Source organism: Kitasatospora sp. NPDC036755 (assembly GCF_040636595.1).
Taxonomy (GTDB): domain Bacteria; phylum Actinomycetota; class Actinomycetes; order Streptomycetales; family Streptomycetaceae; genus Kitasatospora.
The window spans coordinates 1-19,858 of sequence record NZ_JBEZUT010000157.1 but is presented as its reverse complement, the minus strand read 5'-3'; the positions used below and the strand labels follow the sequence as shown (position 1 = coordinate 19,858).

The 19,858-nt window shown below is 74.8% G+C and carries 13 protein-coding genes; 8 read left to right on the top strand and 5 right to left on the bottom strand.

Going from position 1 to position 19,858, the window contains the following annotated elements; translation table 11 throughout:
* Positions 1-2,759: type VII secretion protein EccB (eccB, locus tag AB0E96_RS23075; RefSeq protein ID WP_359826724.1), on the bottom strand; the 2,759-nt coding region annotated here is incomplete at its 3' end.
* Positions 2,760-2,957: 198 nt separating this feature from the next.
* Here eccB and AB0E96_RS23070 point away from each other — a divergent pair.
* The 6 genes from AB0E96_RS23070 to AB0E96_RS23045 all read left to right on the top strand — a co-directional run bounded on the left by AB0E96_RS23070 (position 2,958) and on the right by AB0E96_RS23045 (position 9,486).
* Entirely contained in the window at positions 2,958-3,644 is a 687-nt protein-coding gene (locus AB0E96_RS23070; protein ID WP_359826721.1) for a DUF6308 family protein, read from the top strand.
* Between the two features lie 163 nt (positions 3,645-3,807).
* Entirely contained in the window at positions 3,808-5,340 is a 1,533-nt protein-coding gene (locus tag AB0E96_RS23065; protein ID WP_359826719.1) for an NAD(P)/FAD-dependent oxidoreductase, read from the top strand.
* Positions 5,337-6,806 (top strand): glutamate-cysteine ligase family protein, encoded by a 1,470-nt coding sequence (locus tag AB0E96_RS23060; RefSeq protein ID WP_359826717.1) that lies wholly within the window; start codon positions 5,337-5,339, stop codon positions 6,804-6,806. The genes AB0E96_RS23065 and AB0E96_RS23060 overlap by 4 nt, the downstream gene beginning before the upstream one ends.
* 172 nt (positions 6,807-6,978) lie before the next feature.
* On the top strand, positions 6,979-7,236 hold the full coding sequence (locus tag AB0E96_RS23055) for a hypothetical protein (protein ID WP_359826715.1): 258 nt from the start codon (positions 6,979-6,981) through the stop codon (positions 7,234-7,236).
* Positions 7,237-7,365: 129 nt separating this feature from the next.
* A complete protein-coding gene (locus AB0E96_RS23050; RefSeq protein WP_359826726.1) occupies positions 7,366-8,550 on the top strand; it encodes an MFS transporter in 1,185 nt (394 codons plus the stop codon).
* 198 nt (positions 8,551-8,748) lie between these two features.
* Positions 8,749-9,486 (top strand): class I SAM-dependent methyltransferase, encoded by a 738-nt coding sequence (locus AB0E96_RS23045; RefSeq protein WP_359826712.1) that lies wholly within the window; start codon positions 8,749-8,751, stop codon positions 9,484-9,486.
* Between the two features lie 67 nt (positions 9,487-9,553).
* On the opposite strand, the gene AB0E96_RS23040 is transcribed toward AB0E96_RS23045, so the two are convergent.
* Positions 9,554-9,679, bottom strand: a complete 126-nt coding sequence (locus AB0E96_RS23040) for a BBE domain-containing protein (RefSeq protein ID WP_359826710.1) — start codon at positions 9,677-9,679, stop codon at positions 9,554-9,556.
* Between the two features lie 10 nt (positions 9,680-9,689).
* Here AB0E96_RS23040 and AB0E96_RS23035 point away from each other — a divergent pair, with 10 nt between their 5' ends.
* Positions 9,690-10,253 (top strand): hypothetical protein, encoded by a 564-nt coding sequence (locus AB0E96_RS23035; protein ID WP_359826707.1) that lies wholly within the window; start codon positions 9,690-9,692, stop codon positions 10,251-10,253.
* Between the two features lie 111 nt (positions 10,254-10,364).
* A complete protein-coding gene (locus AB0E96_RS23030; protein ID WP_359826704.1) occupies positions 10,365-11,690 on the top strand; it encodes an MFS transporter in 1,326 nt (441 codons plus the stop codon).
* A 196-nt stretch (positions 11,691-11,886) separates the two neighbouring features.
* Here AB0E96_RS23030 and gndA read toward each other — a convergent pair whose 3' ends face one another.
* The 3 genes from gndA to AB0E96_RS23015 all read right to left on the bottom strand — a co-directional run bounded on the left by gndA (position 11,887) and on the right by AB0E96_RS23015 (position 19,726).
* Positions 11,887-13,341, bottom strand: a complete 1,455-nt coding sequence (gene gndA / locus AB0E96_RS23025; RefSeq protein WP_359826701.1) for an NADP-dependent phosphogluconate dehydrogenase — start codon at positions 13,339-13,341, stop codon at positions 11,887-11,889.
* A 250-nt stretch (positions 13,342-13,591) separates the two neighbouring features.
* On the bottom strand, positions 13,592-14,893 hold the full coding sequence (locus AB0E96_RS23020) for an MFS transporter (RefSeq protein WP_359826699.1): 1,302 nt from the start codon (positions 14,891-14,893) through the stop codon (positions 13,592-13,594).
* A 153-nt stretch (positions 14,894-15,046) separates the two neighbouring features.
* Complete coding sequence (locus AB0E96_RS23015) at positions 15,047-19,726, bottom strand: amino acid adenylation domain-containing protein (protein WP_359826696.1); 4,680 nt, start codon at positions 19,724-19,726, stop codon at positions 15,047-15,049.
* Between the last annotated feature and the right edge of the window lie 132 nt (positions 19,727-19,858).

Sequence of the window (19,858 nt, the reverse complement as noted above, 5' to 3'; positions counted from 1 at the left end):
GCGGCCTGCGCGACGGCCGGTGCGGCGGCCTCCAGGGCCGCCTCCAGCGCCGCCTCGGCCTTGGCCTGGAGCACCACGATCTCGGCGGTGTCCGGGGAGCCGGCCGGAGCGGTCGCCTTGCGCACCGCGCGGCGCCGCGGACGGCCCGCCGGAGCGGCGGCCGGGGCCTCGGCCGCGGGGGCCTCGACGACGGGCGCCTCGACGACGGGTGCCGCCTCGGCCGGAGCCTCGACGCCCGGGACCTCCAGGGCCAGCTGGCCCTCGATCTCCTCGCGCACCGGCTCGGCCGACTCGATGACGGCCTCCACCGAGAGCGGCTCGGTCACGACGGCCACCGCGGCCTCGACGGCCTGCGGCTCCTCGTGGCCCGCACCGCCCTTGCCCCGGCGACGGCGCTTGCCGCTGCCCGAACCGGCCTCGCCCGCCGCCACGGGGGCGTGGACGTGGGCGCTCGGCTGCTCCATGTGGACGATCACGCCGCGGCCGTTGCAGTGCACGCACGGCTCGGAGAAGGACTCCAGCAGGCCCTGGCCGACCCGCTTGCGGGTCATCTGGACCAGGCCCAGCGAGGTGACCTCGGCCACCTGGTGCTTGGTCCGGTCCCGGCCCAGGCACTCCAGCAGGCGGCGCAGCACCAGGTCGCGGTTGGACTCCAGCACCATGTCGATGAAGTCGATCACGATGATGCCGCCGAGGTCGCGCAGCCGCAGCTGGCGCACGATCTCCTCGGCCGCCTCGATGTTGTTCCGGGTGACCGTCTCCTCCAGGTTGCCGCCCTGGCCGACGAACTTCCCGGTGTTGACGTCGATGACGACCATCGCCTCGGTGCGGTCGATCACCAGCGAACCGCCGCTGGGCAGCCAGACCTTGCGGTCCAGCGCCTTCATCAGCTGCTCGTCGATCCGGTAGGTGGCGAACACGTCCACCTCGGAGGTCCACCGCTGGAGCCGCTCGGCGAGGTCCGGGGCCACGTTGGAGACGTACTCGTGGATGGTCTTCCACGCCTCGTCGCCGGAGACGATGACCTTGCTGAAGTCCTCGTTGAAGATGTCGCGGACGACCCGGACGGTCATGTCCGGCTCGCCGTACAGCAGCGCCGGGGCGTTGCCGGTCGCGGCCTTCTTCTGGATGTCCTCCCACTGCTGCTGGAGGCGCTGGACGTCGCGGGTCAGCTCCTCCTCGGAGGCGCCCTCGGCGGCGGTGCGCACGATGACGCCCGCGTCGTCCGGGACGATCTTCTTGAGGATCTGCTTCAGGCGGGCGCGCTCGTTCTCCGGGAGCTTGCGCGAGATGCCGGTCATCGAGCCCTCGGGCACGTACACCAGGTAGCGGCCGGGCAGCGAGATCTGGCTGGTCAGGCGGGCGCCCTTGTGGCCGATCGGGTCCTTGGAGACCTGCACCAGCACGGACTGGCCGGACTTCAGCACCGACTCGATCCGGCGCGGGCCGCCGTGGCCGCCCAGCGCGCCGAAGTTGACCTCACCGGCGTACAGCACCGCGTTGCGGCCCTTGCCGATGTCGACGAACGCGGCCTCCATCGACGGCAGCACGTTCTGGACCTTGCCCAGGTAGACGTTGCCGACGTACGAGGTGGCCTGCTCCTTGTTGACGTAGTGCTCGACCAGCACGCCGTCCTCGAGGACGCCGATCTGGGTCCGCTGGCCGCTCTGGCGCACCACCATGACGCGCTCGACCGACTCGCGGCGGGCCAGGAACTCGGCCTCGGTGATGATCGGCACCCGGCGGCGGCCCAGCTCGCGGCCCTCGCGGCGGCGCTGCTTCTTGGCCTCCAGACGGGTCGAGCCCTTGATGGACTGCACCTCGTCCGGGTCGAAGGACGGCTCGGTGGAGCGGCGGCGCGGCTCGCGCACCTTCACCACCGTACGGACGCCGTCCTCGGTGGTCTCGGTGAGCGGGGCCAGGCCCGCCTTGGTCAGCAGGTAGTGGGCACCGCCCGCGGCCTCGAAGAGCTGGCCGATCCTGGTCGGCTTCCCCGCCAGCTCCGGCCCCGGCTCACCGCGCCCGGCGACGGCCGGCGCGGCGAGGTCGGGCCCGGCGGGCAGCGCGTTCAGGACGCCGGCCGGCACCGGGAACGGGGTGGCGCCGCCGTAACCGAGCGCCTGGAGCGCCTGGTTGGCGGTGTCCACGCGCAGCCGCTGGCCCTGCCAGAGCAGGTGCGTCGAGCCGTCCGGGACGGCGACCAGCAGACCCTGACCGGGCGTCAGCGCCTTCCCCTCGGCCTCCGGGTCCACCAGCAGTCCGAGCCGGGGCACGGGAGTGCCGGTCGGGCCGGGCTGGAGGGTTCCGCAGACCAGCCAGGTGCCGCCGTCCAGGTCCCCGGCCGACGGCAGCCCGTCCGGGGCGCCGACGATCCCGACCGGGGCGCCGCGCGGCGCGTCCGCGATCGACTCCCGGCTCACCTGCTGCACCGTCATCTGCTCACCGGCCAGCAGCCTGGCACTGGTGTCGTTCAGCACCGGGTGCAGCTGCCCGCCGACGGAGAGGTAGCGGGCGCCGCTCTCCCGGACCACCACCAGGGTGCCCGGCTTGGCCCAGCCGTCGCCGCCGCCGGGGCTGATCACCCCGTACACCGTGACCCCCAGCCCGATCAGCACCCCCACCGCGAGGCCCGTCATGGTGCCCCGGGTGGTGCGCCCGGTGGGGGTGTCCGGCGCGTCGGGCTCCGCCCGCAGCATGCCCGAGGCCAGCCTGCTCATCACGAACAGGTGCGCCTGCACCTGGTCGCGTCGGGACTGCATCCAGTTCCTCCCCGGTTCCTCGCGGACGCACCCGCTGCCTCGCGGACGCATCCGCTGCTTGGCGGCCGCGGCGCTGCGCGCGCCCACTTCGGTCCTACGGCCCGCGCCACCGGCCCGGTTCACCCGGTCCGCCCGCGCCGCCGGATCCGTCGCCTCTGCCACACTGGCCCCCGACGCACGCGGACCGAAAGGGCTCTCATGACGGCGCTGTGGATCCCCCCGGTGTACGGGGACACCGGCGCCTGCGTCCGGCTGCTGCGCGAGTACTTCACCCGGCAGCGGGCCAAGGGCGGCCCGTACTACACGGGCGCCCACTTCGAGCGGCTGGCCGGCGGCGGCGACCGCCCGGAGACGGCCGACCGCTTCACGGCCGACGACCTGCTCGCGATCACCATGCTGAGCGTCTCCGTCGAGCCGCACGGCGCCGTCGAGCTGCTCACCGACCCCGACGGGCACTGGCACCGGCTGCTGGCCGCCATCCCCCGCGACGCCCGGCTGGAGGACCCGTCCCGCGCCCCGCTGATCGCCCCCGGCGGGCCGGCCGCCGAGCTGTGGGAACGGCTGGCGAACCCGCACGGCACCTACCCGGGCAAGCCGGACGGGGTCGGCCCCGTCGTCGCGGGCAAACTGCTGGCCCGCAAGCGGCCGCACCTGGTGCCCGTCTACGACGTCCGGGTGAAGGCCCTGTTCCGGCGCCCGAAGGTCGACGGCACCTTCTGGTCCGCGCTCGCCGACGCCCTGCGCGCCGACGGCGGGGCGCTGCGCACCCGGCTCGTGGAACTCCGCGCGGAGGCCGGGATCGGCGAGGACATCGGGGTGCTCCGGGTGCTGGACGTCATCGCCTGGATGCACCGGGACGGGGTTGGTCCGGCGGCCGCCGGGTAGAAGCCACGGGGCCGCCCGGGCCGCTCCACCCCCATTCCACCCCCGCATCGCCACCCGTGCCGCCACCCGCGCCGTCACCCGCATCGGCGTCGCGGAGTGGCATCCGGAGGCCGCTTGGCCAAGGCTGAGCCCGGGGGTCTCGCCTCAGATGGGTACGGTGCCGATGTTCGAAACGAGCTTTGCGTTCCCTCGTTCGCTGCTGAAGCCCGTCGCCGGCGCCCGGGGGCGGGTGGCCGTGGTCGGAGCCGGCGTCGCCGGGCTGGTGTGCGCGTACGAGCTGCAGCGCAGGGGCTTCGAGGTCGTCGTGTACGAGCGGGCGAACCGGCCGGGCGGGCGGGTGCGCACCCACCGCTTCTGGGACGGCACCCACGTGGACCTCGGCGCCATGCGCATCCCCGGCAACCACCACTGCGTCCTGCACTACGTCTCCCGGTTCCGGCTGGCGACCCGCCCGTTCGTCAACTCCAACCCGCGCGCCTACTACCACCTGCGCGGCCGGCGGGTGCGGGTCCAGGACGTGGCGTCGCTGTTCCCCGCGTACGAGCTGCGCCCGGCCGAGCGGCAGGCCCCGACCCCGGTGCTGGACCAACTGCTCGGCTCGGTGTGGCGCACCCTGACCGTCGAGCAGCAGCGCCGCACCCTGGAGGGCCACTGGGACGACCCGGCCCTGGAGCGGGCGGCCTCGGTGTCGCTCTGGCAGTTCGTCCACGAGCACCTGTCGCAGGACGCCTGGGACCTCTTCGGCCATGCCAGCGGCCTCGCCCACTACGAGCAGTCGTCGCTGCTGGAGGTGCTGGTCGACTACTTCGGCCTGTTCCACCGCGGGCAGGTCGAACTCGTCGACGGGCTGGACGCGCTGATCCACGCCTTCGTCGACGCGCTGCGCCCCGGCACGCTGCGGCTCTCCACCCAGATCGACGAACTGGCGCTGACCGCGGACGGCGTCCGGCTGCACGGCCGGCGGATCGGCGCCCGGCTGCACGACGACGTCGACTACGTGGTGTGCTGCGTCCCGGCGCCCGCGCTCGACCAGATCGCCGTCACCCCGGGCCTGCCGCACGCCCAGCGGCACGCCATCCGCGGCATCAGCTACGCGAGCAGCATCAAGACCGTCCTGCACCTCACCCGCCGTCGCTGGGAGCTGGAGGACGGCATCCACGGCGGCGGCAGCTTCACCGACCTGCCGATCCAGCAGTGCTGGTACCCGTCGGACAACGCGGTGCGGACCAAGGACGGCGTCAACGGCAGCGGCGGCCCGCACTGGGTGGCACGCGACCCGGTGCGCTCGGCCGAGCCGACGGCCCTGCTCGGGGCGTACCTGTGGGGCGCCAACGCCCGCCGGTTCGCCGCGCTGGAGCCGGCCGAGCGGGACACGCTGGTGCTGGACTGCCTGGAACGGCTCCACCCGGGCATCACCGCGGACGTGGACGACATCGTGCACTGCAACTGGGACGTGCAGAGCGGCATGGGCGGCGGGGCGTTCGCCCACCTGACGCCCGGCGAGCACACCCGCTACCTGAGCGTGCTGGGCTCCCCGTACCCGGCGGACCGGCCCCGGGTCTTCTTCGCCGGCGAGCACCTGTCCGGCGCCCACGCCTGGTGCCAGGGCGCGGCGCAGTCCGCCCTCGGCGCGGTGGGCACGCTGCTCGACCGGGCCGGGCACTCCGGGGTCACGACCCGGGTGGGGGCGGTGTGACGGTCGCCGACCCCGGCCGGGCCGCGGACCCGGCCCTCGACCCGACGCCCGGCCGGACGCCTGGGCGGGCACCCGACCCGAGGCCCGGCCCGACGCCCGGGCCGACACCCGGGCCGGCCCGCGGCCCGGCGCTCGGCCGGGCCGAACTGCTGGCCCCGTTCCGGCCCGGCCGCGCCGAACTGGTCGGCATCGAGGTCGAGTGCGGCCTCGTCGACCCGGCCACCGGGCTGGCCGCCCGCTACGACGGCGAGGGCGGCGTGCTGGCCGTCCTGGAGGCGGTGCTGGACCGGTGGGGCGGCGAGCGGCAGGAGGACGCCGGGCGGCTGACCGGGGTGCTGCTCCCGGACGGCAGCCAGATCACCCTGGAGCACGGCGGCCAGATCGAGTACTCCTCCGCACCCGCCCCGTCCGTCGCCAGGGCGGTGGAGGACATGCGCGCCGCGCTGGAGCGGCTCGCCGATCTGGTCGGCCGGTTCGGGCTCGCCCTGGTGCCCGGCGCCAACCTGCCGTTCGACCGGCTCGCCGACGTGCGGTGGGTGCCGATGACCCGGGGCGCCATCATGCGGGACTACTTCACCGGACTCGGCGAGCCGGGCAGCCGCGCGCGATACGTGATGGCGCTCTCGCTGTCCACCCAGGTCACCCTGGACTACCTCTCCCCCGCCGACTTCGCCGAGAAGCTGCGGATGCAGATGGCCGCCGCCCCGGTGGTCTCCGCCCTGCTCGTCAACTCACCGATCCAGGAAGGCGGTTCGTCCAGCGGACTGCTGTCCCACCGGTGCTGGGCCTGGCTGCGGATGGACCCGCGCCGGGGCGGGGTGCTGCCGCCCGCGCTGCACCCGGACGTCACCGTCGAGTCCGTCGTCGACTGGGCCCTCGGCATCCCGCTGATCCACTACCGCACCCCGGACGGGCGCTACCACCCGGCACCCCCCGGACAGACCTTCGCCGGGCTGCTCCGGGACGGCTACCCGGACGGCTCGCGCCCGACCCCCGCGCACTGGGCCGCCCACCTGAACCAGCTCTGGACCAACACCAGGGTCCGCGGCACCCTGGAGCTGCGCGCCTCGGACGGCCCGCCGTACCCGTTCATCCCGGCCGTCCCCGCCCTCTGGGCCGGGCTCAGCTACCACCCCGCGTCCCGGAACGCCGCCTGGGAGCTGCTCGGCCGCTACACCCTGCACCACCACCGGGCCGCGCTCGCCGAGCTGCCCGCCCTCGGCCTGGCCACCCGCCTCGGCGGCGACCCGGTCCGCCCGCTGGCCGCCGAACTGCTGCGGCTGGCCCGGGCCGGCCTCACCGCCCGGATCGCGGCGGGCCTCGAACCGCCGCACGTGCTCGGGTACCTGGACCCGCTGGAGGAGGTCCTCGCCACCCGGCGGACCTTCGCCGAGCAGTGCCGCGAGCGCTGGCACGGCGACCTGCGCCGCGACCCGGCCCGCTACGTCGCCGCGTACCGGATCTGAGCCGCCGCCGGGCCGCCCGGGACACCGCCGGGCCGCCCGGAGTCCACCCTGGCGTCAGCAGACCGTCAGCGGAGTGTCAGCAGCCCGTCAATCCGGGCCCCGGGGCGCGCGAACGGGCGGAAGCTGGACGCCACACCTGCAAGACCCGCAGGTCGCCCCGGAGGTGAGCCGCATGTCCGTCCCCGCTGCGTTCCATTCCGTCGTCCCCGACGTGCGCCGCCACGGCCACGGCCTGCGCACCGCCTGTGCGCGGGTACTGGACCGGCTGGCCGCCAGCCCGCTCGACAACACCGTGCTCGGCGCCATCGGCGCGCCCCTCCCGGCCGCCCGCCCGGTCCCCCGTCCGGACGGACTGCGCGCCCGGTGGCACCCCGCGCCCCGGCCGGACGGCACCAGTGCCCTCGAAGCCACCTGGCACGCGGAGCGCTGACCCCCGCCCGGTCCCGGCGTCCGGGCCCGGACGCCCGTTCGGCGCAGCGCGGCCCGGTCCCGTCCCCCGGTGCGTGCCTATGGTGGGCGGGTGACCGACCGCCGGACCGCCCGGCCCGGAGTCGCCCGGGTGGGCCACCTCGTCGCCGCCGCGGCCTTCGCCGTCTGCATGGTGGGCACCACGCTGCCCACCCCGCTCTACGGCCTGTACCAGGAGCGGCTCGGCTTCTCCGAGCTGACGGTGACGGTCGTGTTCGCGGTGTACGCCTTCGGCGTCATCGGCGTCCTGCTCCTGGTCGGCAACGTCTCGGACGCCGTCGGGCGCCGGCCCGTGCTGCTCTGCGGGCTGGTCTGCTCGGCCGCCAGCGCGGTGGTGTTCCTGGCGGCGGACAGCGTCGCCCTGCTCTTCCTGGGCCGGCTGCTGTCCGGGCTCTCGGCGGGCCTGTTCACCGGCACCGGGACGGCGTACGTGCTGGAGCTCGCCCCGCCCGGGCGGCGGGGCCGCGCGAGCTTCGTCGCGACCGCCGCCAACATGGGCGGCCTCGGCTGCGGACCACTGCTGTCCGGCCTGCTCTCCCAGTACGCCCCGCACCCGCTGGTGCTGCCGTTCGCCGTGCACCTGGGGCTGCTCGCCGTCTCGTTCGCGCTCCTGTGGCGGCTGCCGGAGACGGTCGCCGGGGCCCGCCCGCTGCGCACCGCCCGGCCGGTCCGGCCGTCGCTGCCCCCGGAGGTCCGCCGGGTGTTCGTGCCGGCCGCGGTGGCCGCCTTCGCCGGCTTCTCGCTGCTGGGCCTGTTCACCTCGGTCAGTCCGGCCTTCCTCGCCACCGACCTGGGTGTCCGCAACCGGGCGGTCGTCGGCCTGGTCGTCTTCACGGCGTTCTTCGCCTCCACCCTCGGCCAGCTCCTGGTGCCCCGGCTCGGCACGGCGCGGGCGATCCCGCTGGGCTGCCTGGTGCTGATCCTCGGGCTGGCCCTGCTGGCCGCCTCGCTCGCCGGGGAGAGCCTGCCGCCGCTGGTGCTCAGCGCCCTGGTGGGCGGCGCCGGGCAGGGCATGGGCCTGCGCGGAGCGGTGGGCGAGCTCGCCGCGGCCGCTCCGGCCGCGCACCGCGGCGGGGTGCTCTCGGCGCTGTTCGTGGTCGCGTACTTCGGCATCTCGATCCCGGTGATCGGGGTGGGTCTGCTGACCGGACCGCTCGGGCTGGCGCACGCGGGCCTGGTCTTCGCCGCCTGCATGGCCGTGCTCGCCGCCGTGTCCGGTCTCTACCTGCTGGCCCTGCTGCGCCGGGAACGGGCCGCGGGCCGGCCCGCGGGCTGATCCGCGCTCCGCCCCGCCCACCGGTCCGCGCTCCGGCCCTCCCGCCGCCCCTCCCGCTGCCCCCGCGCGCCGCCGTACGCGCCCGCCGTACGCCACCCGCGCGCGACCGCTCCCACCCGCCGGTGCGCGTTTGCCGCCCGCGCCCGGTACCGATAGACACGAGCCAGACACCCCGCGCGACACCCGGAGGTCTCCGCCATGAGCGTGACGAGTCGGTACCTGAACGCCTGGGAGGGCTTCTGGCGCGACGCGCCCGAGGCGCCGGGCTCGGTGATCTGGGACGCGGAACCGGCCTTCAGCGCCGAACACCACCTCACGCTGTTCCGCCCCCACCTGGCCGACCCCGCGCTGCCCCTGGTCGACCTGGGCTGCGGCAACGGCACCCAGACCCGCTTCCTCGCCGAGCGCTTCCCCGTCGTCCTCGGGGTCGACCTGTCCGCCGCCGCGGTGGACCTCGCCCGACGCTGCGACCCGGCCGGGCGGGCCGAGTTCACCCGGCTGGACGCCACCGACGCCGAGGCCGTCCGAGCCCTGTGGCACCGCCTCGGCGACGCCAACGTGTACGTGCGGGGCGTGATCCACCAGAGCGAGCCGGCCGACCGCCCCCGGGTGGTCGAGGCCATCCGGATCCTGCTCGGGGCGCGCGGCCGGGCCTTCGTGTTCGAGCTCTCGGAGGCGGCCAAGGGCGTGCTGGGCGAGCTCGTCCGCGACCCGGCCGGCCCGCCCCCGAAGCTGCGCCCGGTGTTCTCCCACGGGCTCGCCCCGGCCGAGGTCGCCGACGCGGCCTTCCCCGGGCTGTTCCACGCGGCCGGCCTCGACGTCCTCGCCACCGGCGAACTGCCGCTGGCCACCACGGAGTCCACCCCGGACGGCGAACCGATCGAACTGCCCGCGCACTGGCTGGTCGCCGGGCCGGGCGGGTCCGCGCCGCACTGAGCCCGGCGCGACACGTCCCGGCACGGCGCGGTGCGGCCCGGTGCGGCGCGGTGCGGCCCGACGCGCCTTACGCGGGCCGGATGTTCAGGTTGCCGCGCAGGACGTTCCCCGGGCCGTAGGCCTTCTTCACCGCCGCGAGCCGGGCGTAGCGCTCCGGACCGTGGATCTCCCGCGCCTTCCGGTCGGTGCCCATCCATGACGACGTGAAGTCGAACCCCAGCCAGGACCGGATCGCCCTGCTGGGCGGTGCCCGGGTCACCCGCGTCCGGCCCGGCGTCGAGAGCCTGAACAGCCGGGTGCTCGGCCTGATGGACAAGGGCGTCACCGGCGCCCGCAACCTGCGTACGATGCGGGAGTGCGAGAACCACGCGCTCACCTGCGTCTGGAACCACCTCCACCGTTCCCGGGGCGAACGCGACGAGGAGGGCGACCTGCTGGTCCACGACGAACGCGAGAGCTGGCCCCGGCGCACCCACCGGCTGAAGCACCGGCGGGCCGCCGCGTTCCGCGAGCTGGAACACGGCCGTACGCTCCCCGCGCCCACCGCACCGCCGGCCGACCGGGGCCGGTCACCCGGTCCCGGTCGGCGAACTCACCGCCCGGGGACGCTGACTCCTCGCACAGGGACTGGTGTTCAGGACAGCTCCGGGACCGCCGCGACCCGACGCCTCGGCCCGCTACGCGCTGGACCACCCCGACCTGGTGGCCACCTTCCGGGCCTGCCTGACCCCCACCGCCCTGGACGACCTCAGCAGTACGGGCCGTGAGGCCGTGTCCGTCCTGGCGTCCGAGGGCCCCGTGCTCGTCACCCGGGGCTGGGCGGTGACCCTGCCTCCACGCATCCGCCACTGGACCGTGCCCGACACAGGAGTTGATACATGGGATCTTCCACGGCCGAGGAGTCGTCCGTCCCCGCGGAGTCCGGCCCGCCCGCGACACCGCCCCCGGCCCCGGAATCCGTGCCGCTGCGCCGACACCGCCCGCTGCTCCTGCTGGTCACGGAGCAGATGACCAGTTCGGTGGGGCGCCAGGTCACCGCCCTCGCGCTGCCGCTGCTGGCCATCGCCCACCTGCACGCCGGCCCGCTGGGCGCCTCGGCCCTGATGGCGATGACCTACCTGCCCGGTGTCCTGCTCAGCCCGCTCATCGGCGTCGCCGTCGACCGGGCCCGGCTGCGGCGGATGCTGGTCTCGCTGTCCTGGCTACAGGTCCCCGCCATCGGCAGCGTGCCGCTCGCGGCCGCCCTGGACGGCCTGACCTGGCCGCACCTGTTCGCCGCGGCCGCCGCCTCCGGAGCGCTCAACTCCGCCCAGGGCGTGGCGCTGCAGTCCTGTCTGCCCCGCGTGGTGCCCGCGGAACGCCTGCTGCCGGCCAACTCCTCGCTCACCGGCGCCCGGACCATCGGCCTGATCGGCGGGCCGGCACTCGGCGGCATCCTGATCGGCGTGATCGACCCGGCCCCGGCGCTGCTGGTCGAGTGCGCCGCCTACCTCGTCGGCGGCGCCCTGTTCCTCGCCCTGCCGACCTCCCTGAACCGGCCCCCGCACGAGGCGGGCAGCGGCGCGCGGTCCCGCCTCGAGGCGCTGCGGGAGGGCCTCGCGGTCATCCGCCGGGAGACCCTGCTGCGCCGCCAGGCCCTGGCCGCGGCCGGACTCAACCTGGGCGGCGGGGCCGGCGGCGGCCTGTTCGTGCTGTACGCCGACCGGGAGTTGCAGCTGCCCCCGTGGCAGCTCGGCGCGGTCTACGCCGCGTACGCCGTCGGGATGGGCACCGGCGTGCTGGCCGCGACCAGCGTCACCCGGGCGCTGGGCATGGCCCGGACCATCCGGCTGTGCGCCGTGGGCGCGGGGGCCGCCCTCTTCCTCATCCCGGCGGCCTCCCTGGGGCTGTCCTTCCCGGCCCTGGTCCTGTACCAGCTGCTGTTCGGGCTGCTGGCCACCGTCTGGTCGATCGCCATGACCACGGGGCGCCAACTCGTCACCCCCGCCCACCTGCTGGGCCGCGTGAACGCCTTCCTCCAGGCCGTGCTGACCGCCACCCTGCCGGTCGGCGCGTTCGTCGGCGGGTGGCTCGCCTCCCGGGTCGGCATCGTGCCGGTGCTGGTCGGGGCGGCGGCCGTCGCCCTGGCGGGCGCGAGCAGCCTCTGGTTCCCACGTGACGTGCTCGCCGGGATCGAGCGGGCCGCCGAGCAGAAGAAGGCCTGAGCCCCGTCCCCGAAGCGAACCGGAGTCCGCGTGCCCGGCACCGCGGGAACCGTACTGGTCACCGGGGCGAGCAGCGGCATCGGAGCGGCCACCGCGCGCCGGCTCGCCGCCCCCACCGACGCCCGGTACCGAGCCGCCCCGGGGGCCGGGCGGGCCGACGAGTCACCCGTTGCGGCCCGCCCGGTGGGCCGACGACTCACCCCGTCCCGGTGTCCGTCCGCACCTCGGGGCGGCCGGGTTCGGCCCAGCGCGTGTGGAAGCTTCCCGGGCGGTCGGTGCGGCGGTAGGTGTGGGCGCCGAAGAAGTCGCGCTGGCCCTGGATCAGCGCGGCGGGCAGGTGCTCGCCGCGCAGGGTGTCGTAGTAGGAGAGCGCGGCGGAGAAGGCCGGCACCGGGATGCCGTGCTGGGCCGCGCCGGCCACCACCGTGCGCCAGGCCGCCTGGGCGTCGGCGACCTCCGCGGCGAACCGCTCCTCGGCGAGCAGGCTGACCAGGTCGGAGTTGGCGGCGTGGGCGGCGCGGATCCGGTCGAGGAAGGCGGCGCGGATGATGCAGCCGCCGCGCCAGATCCTCGCCACCGCCCCCAGGTCGATGTCCCACCCGTACTCGGCCGCGGCGTCGCGGATCATCGTCCAGCCCTGGTCGTAGGCGATGACCTTCGAGGCGTAGAGGGCCTGTTCGACGTCCCGGGTGAAGCGTTCGGCCTCGTGCGGGCGCAGTTCCTGCCGGGTGCCCCCGGGCAGCGGGCGGTAGGCGGCCCGCAGCTCGGCCCGGGCGGAGGCGACCCGGGCGAAGGTGGCCTGGGCGATGGCGGTGACCGGGGAGCCGAGGTCGAGGGCGGTCTGCACGGTCCAGCGCCCGGTGCCCTTCTGCTCGGCGGCGTCCTGGACGATGTCGACGAAGGGCTTCCCGGTGGCCGCGTCGGTGTGGGCGAGCACCTCGGCGGTGATCTCGATCAGGTAGGAGTCGAGCCGCCCCTTGTTCCAGTTCCGGAAGGTCTCGGCGATCTCGGCGGGACGGTAGCCGCCGACGTCCCGCAGCAGGTGGTAGGCCTCGGCGATGAGCTGCATGTCGGCGTACTCGATGCCGTTGTGCACCATCTTCACGAAGTGGCCGGCCCCGTCGGTGCCGATGTGGGTGCAGCACGGATCGCCGTCGACGTGGGCGCTGATCCGCTCCAGCATCGGGCCGAGGACGGCGTAGGACTCGGCGGAGCCGCCGGGCATGACCGAGGGCCCGTGCAGCGCCCCCTCCTCGCCGCCGGAGACGCCGCTGCCGACGAAGTGGATGCCGCGCTCGCGCAGCGCCCGCTCCCGGCGGCGGGTGTCGGCGAAGTGCGCGTTGCCACCGTCGATGATCATGTCGCCCGCCTCCAGCAGCGGGGCGAACTCCTCGATGACCTCGTCGGTGGGCCCGCCCGCCTTCACCATGATCAGCAGGCGGCGGGGGCGTTCCAGCGCGGCCACCAGCTCCTGCGGCGACCCCGCCGGGACGAACGCGCCCTCGTGTCCGAACTCCTCGATCAGCGCCTTGGTGCGCCCCTCCGTCCGGTTGTGCACGGCGACCGTGTAGCCGTTGCGGGCGAAGTTCCGCGCCAGGTTGCGGCCCATCACCGCGAGCCCGGTCACGCCGATCTGTGCGGATGCCTCCATCGTGGGCACGTCCTTCCTCGGGGAGTCCCCCGGCAGGGCTCGCGGCCCCGTGCCGCGGCGGCCCGCGGCGGCCGTTCCCATGCTCACGACCCGCACCTCCCGGCGCGCGGGGAACTCCCCCGTTCAGGTGCCCGGCCGCGGCGGCGGATCCCCCTGGGCGCACCGCCTCCGCCGCACCGGCCCGCCTCGGCCTCGGTACCGGCACCGGCACCGGCACCGGCACCGGCACACCGGTGTCAGCCCACCGGTGTCAGCGCACCGCCCCGGCCACCTCCGCCTCCGGTTCCGGCCGGCGCCCGGGCAGTTGCCCGGTCGGCAGGTCCCGGTGGCGTCGGATCGGGGAGCAGAACAGGAAGAGGGCCGCCGCCGGCACGCCCGCGGTCAGGATCCACAGCGCCGGGCGCAGACCGAGCCAGGTACCGAGCGCGCCCCCGAGCAGGGCGCCGAGCGGCATCGTGCCGTAGTTGAGGAACGCGGCGCTCGCGACGAGCCGGCCGAGCATGTCGCTCGGGCAGTAGCTCTGGACGAACCCGGACTTGAGGACGTTGCCCGCCACCACGCCGATCGCCACGCCGCCGTAGGCGAGGACGATCATCAGCAGGCCCCATCCTCGACCGGCGAGCGGGATGAGCACGGCCAGCGCCGGCAGCACCAGCTCGAACATCAGCAGGGCGCGCCCGGTGCCCAGCCTGGCGCTGACCCGGCGCACCACGAAGGCCCCCAGGACGCCGCCGATGCCGCTGACCATCGCGAGGCTGCCGATCGTGCCGGAGTCCAGGCCGACCTCGCGGACCAGGAAGACCACGGTGAGCGACTGGTACCCGGTCAGGGCGAGGTTGGACGCCGCGCCGAAGAGCGCCAGGCTCCGCAGGAAGGGGTCGCCGAAGAGCAGGCCCAGCCCTTCCCGGATCTCCTTGACCATCGCGCCGCGAGGCCGCTCGACCCGCTCGGGCACGGACTCCCGGTGCCGGATGGCGACCAGGCAGAGGGTCGCCAGCAGGAAGGTGGTGGTGTTGACGAGCATCCCGTTGGCCGCGCCCGCGAGCTGGATCAGCAGGCCGCCGCAGCCCAGCCCGACGATCTGCGCCGCCGAGGCACTGCCCTGGAGCTTGGCGTTGCCCTCCGCCTGGTCCTCCGGTTTCACCAGGTCCGGCAGGTAGGCGGTGTACGCGGTCTGGAAGAACACCGTGGCGGCGCCCGCCAGCAGTGCCACCAAGAGGAGTTGACTGGTGCTCAGCACCCCGGCCCAGGCCGCCACGGGAACGCTGGCGAAGAGCGCGAAGCAGATGACGTTGGCCCAGAACATCACCTGCTTGCGCCGCAGCCGGTCCACCCAGACCCCCACCGGCAGCCCGATGACCAGCCACGGCACCCAGGGCGCCGCGCTCAGCAGGCTCACCTCGAAGGTGTCGGCGTGCAGGGTCGACACGGCGATCAGCGGGACGGCGAGGACCGTGACGGACTGGCCGAAGCGCCCCGCCGTCTCGCCTAACCAGAGGAGCCGGAAGTCCCGGTGCCGGCGGAGCAGGCCGCCACGTGTGCCGTTTCCCATGGAAAGCTCCGATCTGTCGCGGAAAGGAAGCCGAACTGCCCGAAGCCGCCCACTGGTTGCGCTCTCCCCCGGCGCCCCGCGGTGGCCGCCGCCGCGGGGCGGGGCGGTCCGGCGGCCCGTGCGCCGTCCTCCGGCGCACGAGCCGCTGGCCGGCTAGGGCGCGTCGTGCCCGCCGGCGAGCCGGTCGGCGAGAACGGGGCCGATCTGGGCGAGCTGATCAGGCCTCGTCATTTCACCATGCCGCCCGGTCACCCGGTGCACTTCGATCCGGCCGGTGACGTGCGGCCGCCAGTCCTCGGGCCGCACCGACGGCGTCGGCTCCTCCCTGGTCGCCTCGAAGAAGAGCACATCGCCCCTGAACGTACGGGACTTGAAGGAGTCCAGGACCGCGATGTTGCCGAGGAAGACCCTGGCCATCGCCTCCAGCGCGGCGTCGTCGAGCAGCGCGAACGGGCCGTCCGGGGCCTTCGCGGAGTCCGGGTCGTGGCCGAGCGACTCCAGCAGCGCCCGCACGGCCTCCTCGCCGCCGAGCTCCCGGGCCGGCTCCTGGGCCTGGACTCGGGCTTCCTCCTGGGCCGGCTCGGCCGGGGCGCCGGTGCCGCCCCCGCTCGGGAAGCTGTCCATCAGCACCAGTGCCTCGATCTCCTCGCCCTCCTCCTGGAGCCGGACGGCGAGTTCGTGGGCCACCACCCCGCCGAACGACCACCCCAGCAGCGCGTACGGGCCCTGCGGCTGCACGGACCGGATCAGCGCCAGGTAGTCCTCGACCATGGCGTCGACGCCGGACGGGACGGCCTCCGGGGCCAGCAGGCCGCGGGCCTGGAGACCGTAGAGGGCGCGGTCGCCGTCCAGGTGGCGGAGCAGTCCCGAGTAGACCCAGCTGATGCCGGCCGCCGGGTGCACGCAGAAGAGCGGCCGGGCCGTCGGCCCGCTGCCCCTGCGCAGCGGCAGCAGGGTGGCGAGGGCCCCGTCCCCCTGCCCCGAGTCGTCCAGCCGTCCGGCGAGCGCGGCGACGGTGGGGGCGTCGAAGACGTCCCGGATGCCGATCTCGGCACCGAGGGCGGTGCGGACCCGGCTGATCAGCCGGGCCGCCAGCAGTGAGTGCCCGCCCAGGAGGAAGAAGTCGTCGTCGATGCCCACCGACGGCACCCCGAGGACCTCGGCGAACACCGCGCAGAGGATCTCCTCCTGCGCCGACCGCGCGGCCCGCCCGCCGGTGCTCGCGCCCGCCACCGGCTCGGGCAGGGCCCGCTGGTCCAGCTTGCCGTGCGAGGTCATCGGCAGGGCGTCCAGCACCACCACCGCGGCCGGCAGCATGTGGCGCGGCAGGCGCCCCCCGGCGAAGCGCCGCAGCTCCTCCGGGTCGGCCTCCCGGCCGGCGGACGGCACCACGTAGCCCACGAGCCGCTTGTCCCCCGGCCGGTCCTCCCGCACCACCACGGCGGCCTGCGCCACCGCCTCGTGCGCCAGCAGTACCGCGGCGATCTCGCCCGGCTCGATCCGGAAGCCCCGGATCTTCACCTGGTCGTCCGCGCGCCCCACGTACTCCAGGGCGCCGTCGGCCCGCCACCGGACGAGGTCGCCGGTGCGGTACATCCGCTCGCCCGCCGCCCCGAACGGATTCGCCACGAAGCGCTCGGCCGTCAGACCGGGCCGGCCCAGGTAGCCGCGGGCCAGGCTCTCCCCGGCGATGTACAGCTCACCGGGGACGCCCGGCGGGACGGCCCGCAGGCGGTCGTCCAGGACGAAGAGCCGGGTGTTGCGGATCGGCCGCCCGATGACCGGCCGCTCGTACGCGCCGATCACGGCGTTGGTGGCGTACACGGTGCACTCGGTGGGACCGTACTGGTTGTTGGCCGCGACCCCGGCCCGCCGGAGGTCCGCCCACAGCGCGTCGTCGACCGCCTCGCCGCCGACGTCGACGATCCGGGGCCGGGAGGTGCGCTCCGCGGAGAGCATGCCCAGCTCGATCAGCTGCCGGCAGTACGTCGGGGTGGTCTCGAGGTAGTCGATCCGCTCCTCGTCGAGGTAGTCGACCAGGAGCTCGGGCGTGCGGCGGGTCTCGTCGTCCACCAGGTGCAGCTCGTGGCCGTCCAGCAGCCAGAACAGCAGGAGCCAGCTGGCGTCGAAGGTCGTCGCCCCGATCATGGCGGCGCGCAGGGGGCGGCCGGCCGCCGCGATGTCGGCCCGGTAGACGTCCTCCCGGTGGCTGCGGACGAGGTTGGCCAGGGAGCGGTGCTCGATGAGCACGCCCTTCGGCCTTCCCGTCGAGCCGGAGGTGAAGATGGCGTACGCGGAGTGCTCCGGGCGCAGGGGCGAGAGCCGGTCGGCGTCCGACACGTCGGCGCCGGAACGGCGGGCCAGCTCGGCGCCGACCGCGGGGTCGTCCAGGTCCAGCAGCCCCGGCACCGGCCGGGCCGGGTCCGCGAACCGCCCGGCCGTCCCACCGCCGGCGATCACCAGGGCCGGCCGGCCGGTGTCGAGCATGTACCCGACCCGCTCGACGGGGTACTCCGGGTCGACCGGGACGTAGCAGGCGCCCGCCTTCAGGATCGCCAGCAGCGACACGATCAGCTCGACGCCCCTCGGGAGCAGGACGGCCACGGACTGCTCCGGCCCCGCCCCGCGGTCGATCAGCAGCCGCGCCAGGCGGTTCGCCCGTGCGTTCAGCTCCCGGAAGGTCAGCGCCTCCCCCTGGAAGACGAGCGCGTTCGCGTCCGGTGTCCGGCGGACGTGCCCCTCGAAGACCGCCGGAACCAGCCCGGTGTCCGCCGGGACCCGCTCGGTGTCGTTCCACTCGACGAGGATCCGCCCGCGCTCGACCGGGGTCAGGACGTCGACCGCCTCGACCGGCTGGTCCGGGTCCGCGACCAGGGCGGTCAGCAGCCGGAGCAGACGGTCCGCCAGGCCGGACACGGTGCCGCGGTCGAAGAGGTCCGTGGCGTAGTGCAGGACGCCGAGGATGCCGACGGGCGCGCCGGCCGCGTCGCGGTTCTCCACGCAGGTGAGGTTGAGGTCGAACTTGACCGGCGGCATCCCGAAGGACTCGGGCTCCGCGGTCAGCCCCGGGAGGCTCAGGGTGCCCTCCTCGTTGTTCTGCAGCACCAGCATCACCTGGAACAGCGGATGCACGGAGCTGGAACGGACCGGGTTCAACTCCTCGACCAGCCGCTCGAAGGGCAGGTCCTGGTGGGTGAAGGCCGCCAGGTCGGTGTCGCGGACCCGGCCCAGGAGCTCGGTGAAGGTCGGCTCGTCCGACAGGTCGGTGCGCAGGACGAGCGTGTTGACGAAGAACCCGACCAGGTCGTCCAGCGCCTGGTCAGAACGCCCGGCCACCACCGTCCCGATGGGAATGTCGGTGCCGGCGCCCATCCGGGAGAGCAGGGCCGCCAGGGCCGCGTGCAGCACCATGAACAGGGTGACCCCGTGCCGCCGGGCCAACGCGTCCAGTTCGGCGTGCAGTTCGGCGTCGACGTGGAACTGCAGGAGGTCCCCCTGGTGGGAGGCCGCAGCCGGTCGGGGCCGGTCGAAGGGCAGCGCGACCTCCTGCGGGGCGTCGCGCAACGCCTCGGACCAGTAGGCGAGTTGGCGGTCCATGGTCTCGCCGAGCTGGTGGTGCTGCCAGAGGGTGTAGTCCGCGTACTGGACGGCCAGCGGCTCCCAGTCGGGCCGGAGCCCCGCGAGGCGGGCCCGGTAGGCCGAGGCGACGCCCGACCAGAGCGGGCCGGAGGACCAGCCATCGCTGGCGATGTGATGCAGGGTCAGGACGAGCACGGACTCGCTCGCGCCGAGGCTGAACAGGGCTACCCGCAACGGGAGTTCGGAGGCGAGGTCGAAGGGGGCGAAGGCCTCGGCCGAGATCCGCTCCGCCACCTCCTCGTCCGTGCACTCCACGACCGCGAACGGGACCCGTACCTCCCCGGCGGGCAGGATCAGCTGGCGGGGCTTGCCGTCGACGGCCGGATAGACCGTTCGCAGGGCCTCGTGCCGGCCCACCACGTCACCGATCGCCGCCCGCAGGGCCTCGACGTCCACCGGCCCGCGCAGCCGGAACGCGTACGGGCTGTTGTAGGTGGCGGAGGCACCCTCGACCTGGTCGAGGAACCAGAGCCGTTGCTGGGCGAAGGACAGCGGCAGCACCTCGGGGCGCTCCCCCGCCACGAGAGCGGGTCGGGCCGGGCGGCCGTCCTTCAGTCGCTCGGCGACACCGGCGACGGTCGGGGCGTCGAACAGGTCCCGGATGCCGAGTTCGGCACCAAAAGTGGTGCGGATGCGGCTGATCAACCGGGCCGCGAGGAGCGAATGCCCGCCCAGCGCGAAGAAGTCGTCGTCGATGCCGACCGACTGCACCCCGAGGACCTCGGCGAAGACCACGCAGAGGATCTCCTCCTGCGCCGAGCGCGGGGCCCGCCCACCGGTCCCGGCGCTCGTGACGGCGGGTGCGGGCAGGGCCCGCTGGTCCAGCTTGCCGTTCGGCGTGATCGGCAGCGCCTCCAGCACCACCAGCGCCGACGGCACCATGTGCCGGGGCAGCCGGCCGGCCGCGAAACGCCGCAACTCCTCCGTGTCCAGCTCGCGCCCTGCCGACGGCACGACGTAGCCGACCAGGCGCTTGTCTCCCGGACGGTCCTCCCGTACGACGACGGCGGCCTGCATGACCGCTTCATGCCCCTGGAGGACGGCGGCGATCTCGCCCGGCTCGACCCGGAAGCCCCGGATCTTCACCTGGTCGTCCGCACGCCCCACGTACTCCAGCACACCATCCGCACGCCAACGCCCCAGATCCCCCGTGCGGTACATCCGCTCACCCGGCTCGCCCAACGGGTTCGCCACGAAACGCTCCGCCGTCAGACCCGCCCGACCCACATACCCGTGCGCCAGACCGGCCCCCGCCGCATACACCTCCCCCACCACACCCGCCGGCACCGGACGCAACCAACCATCCAGCACGAACACCCGCTTGTT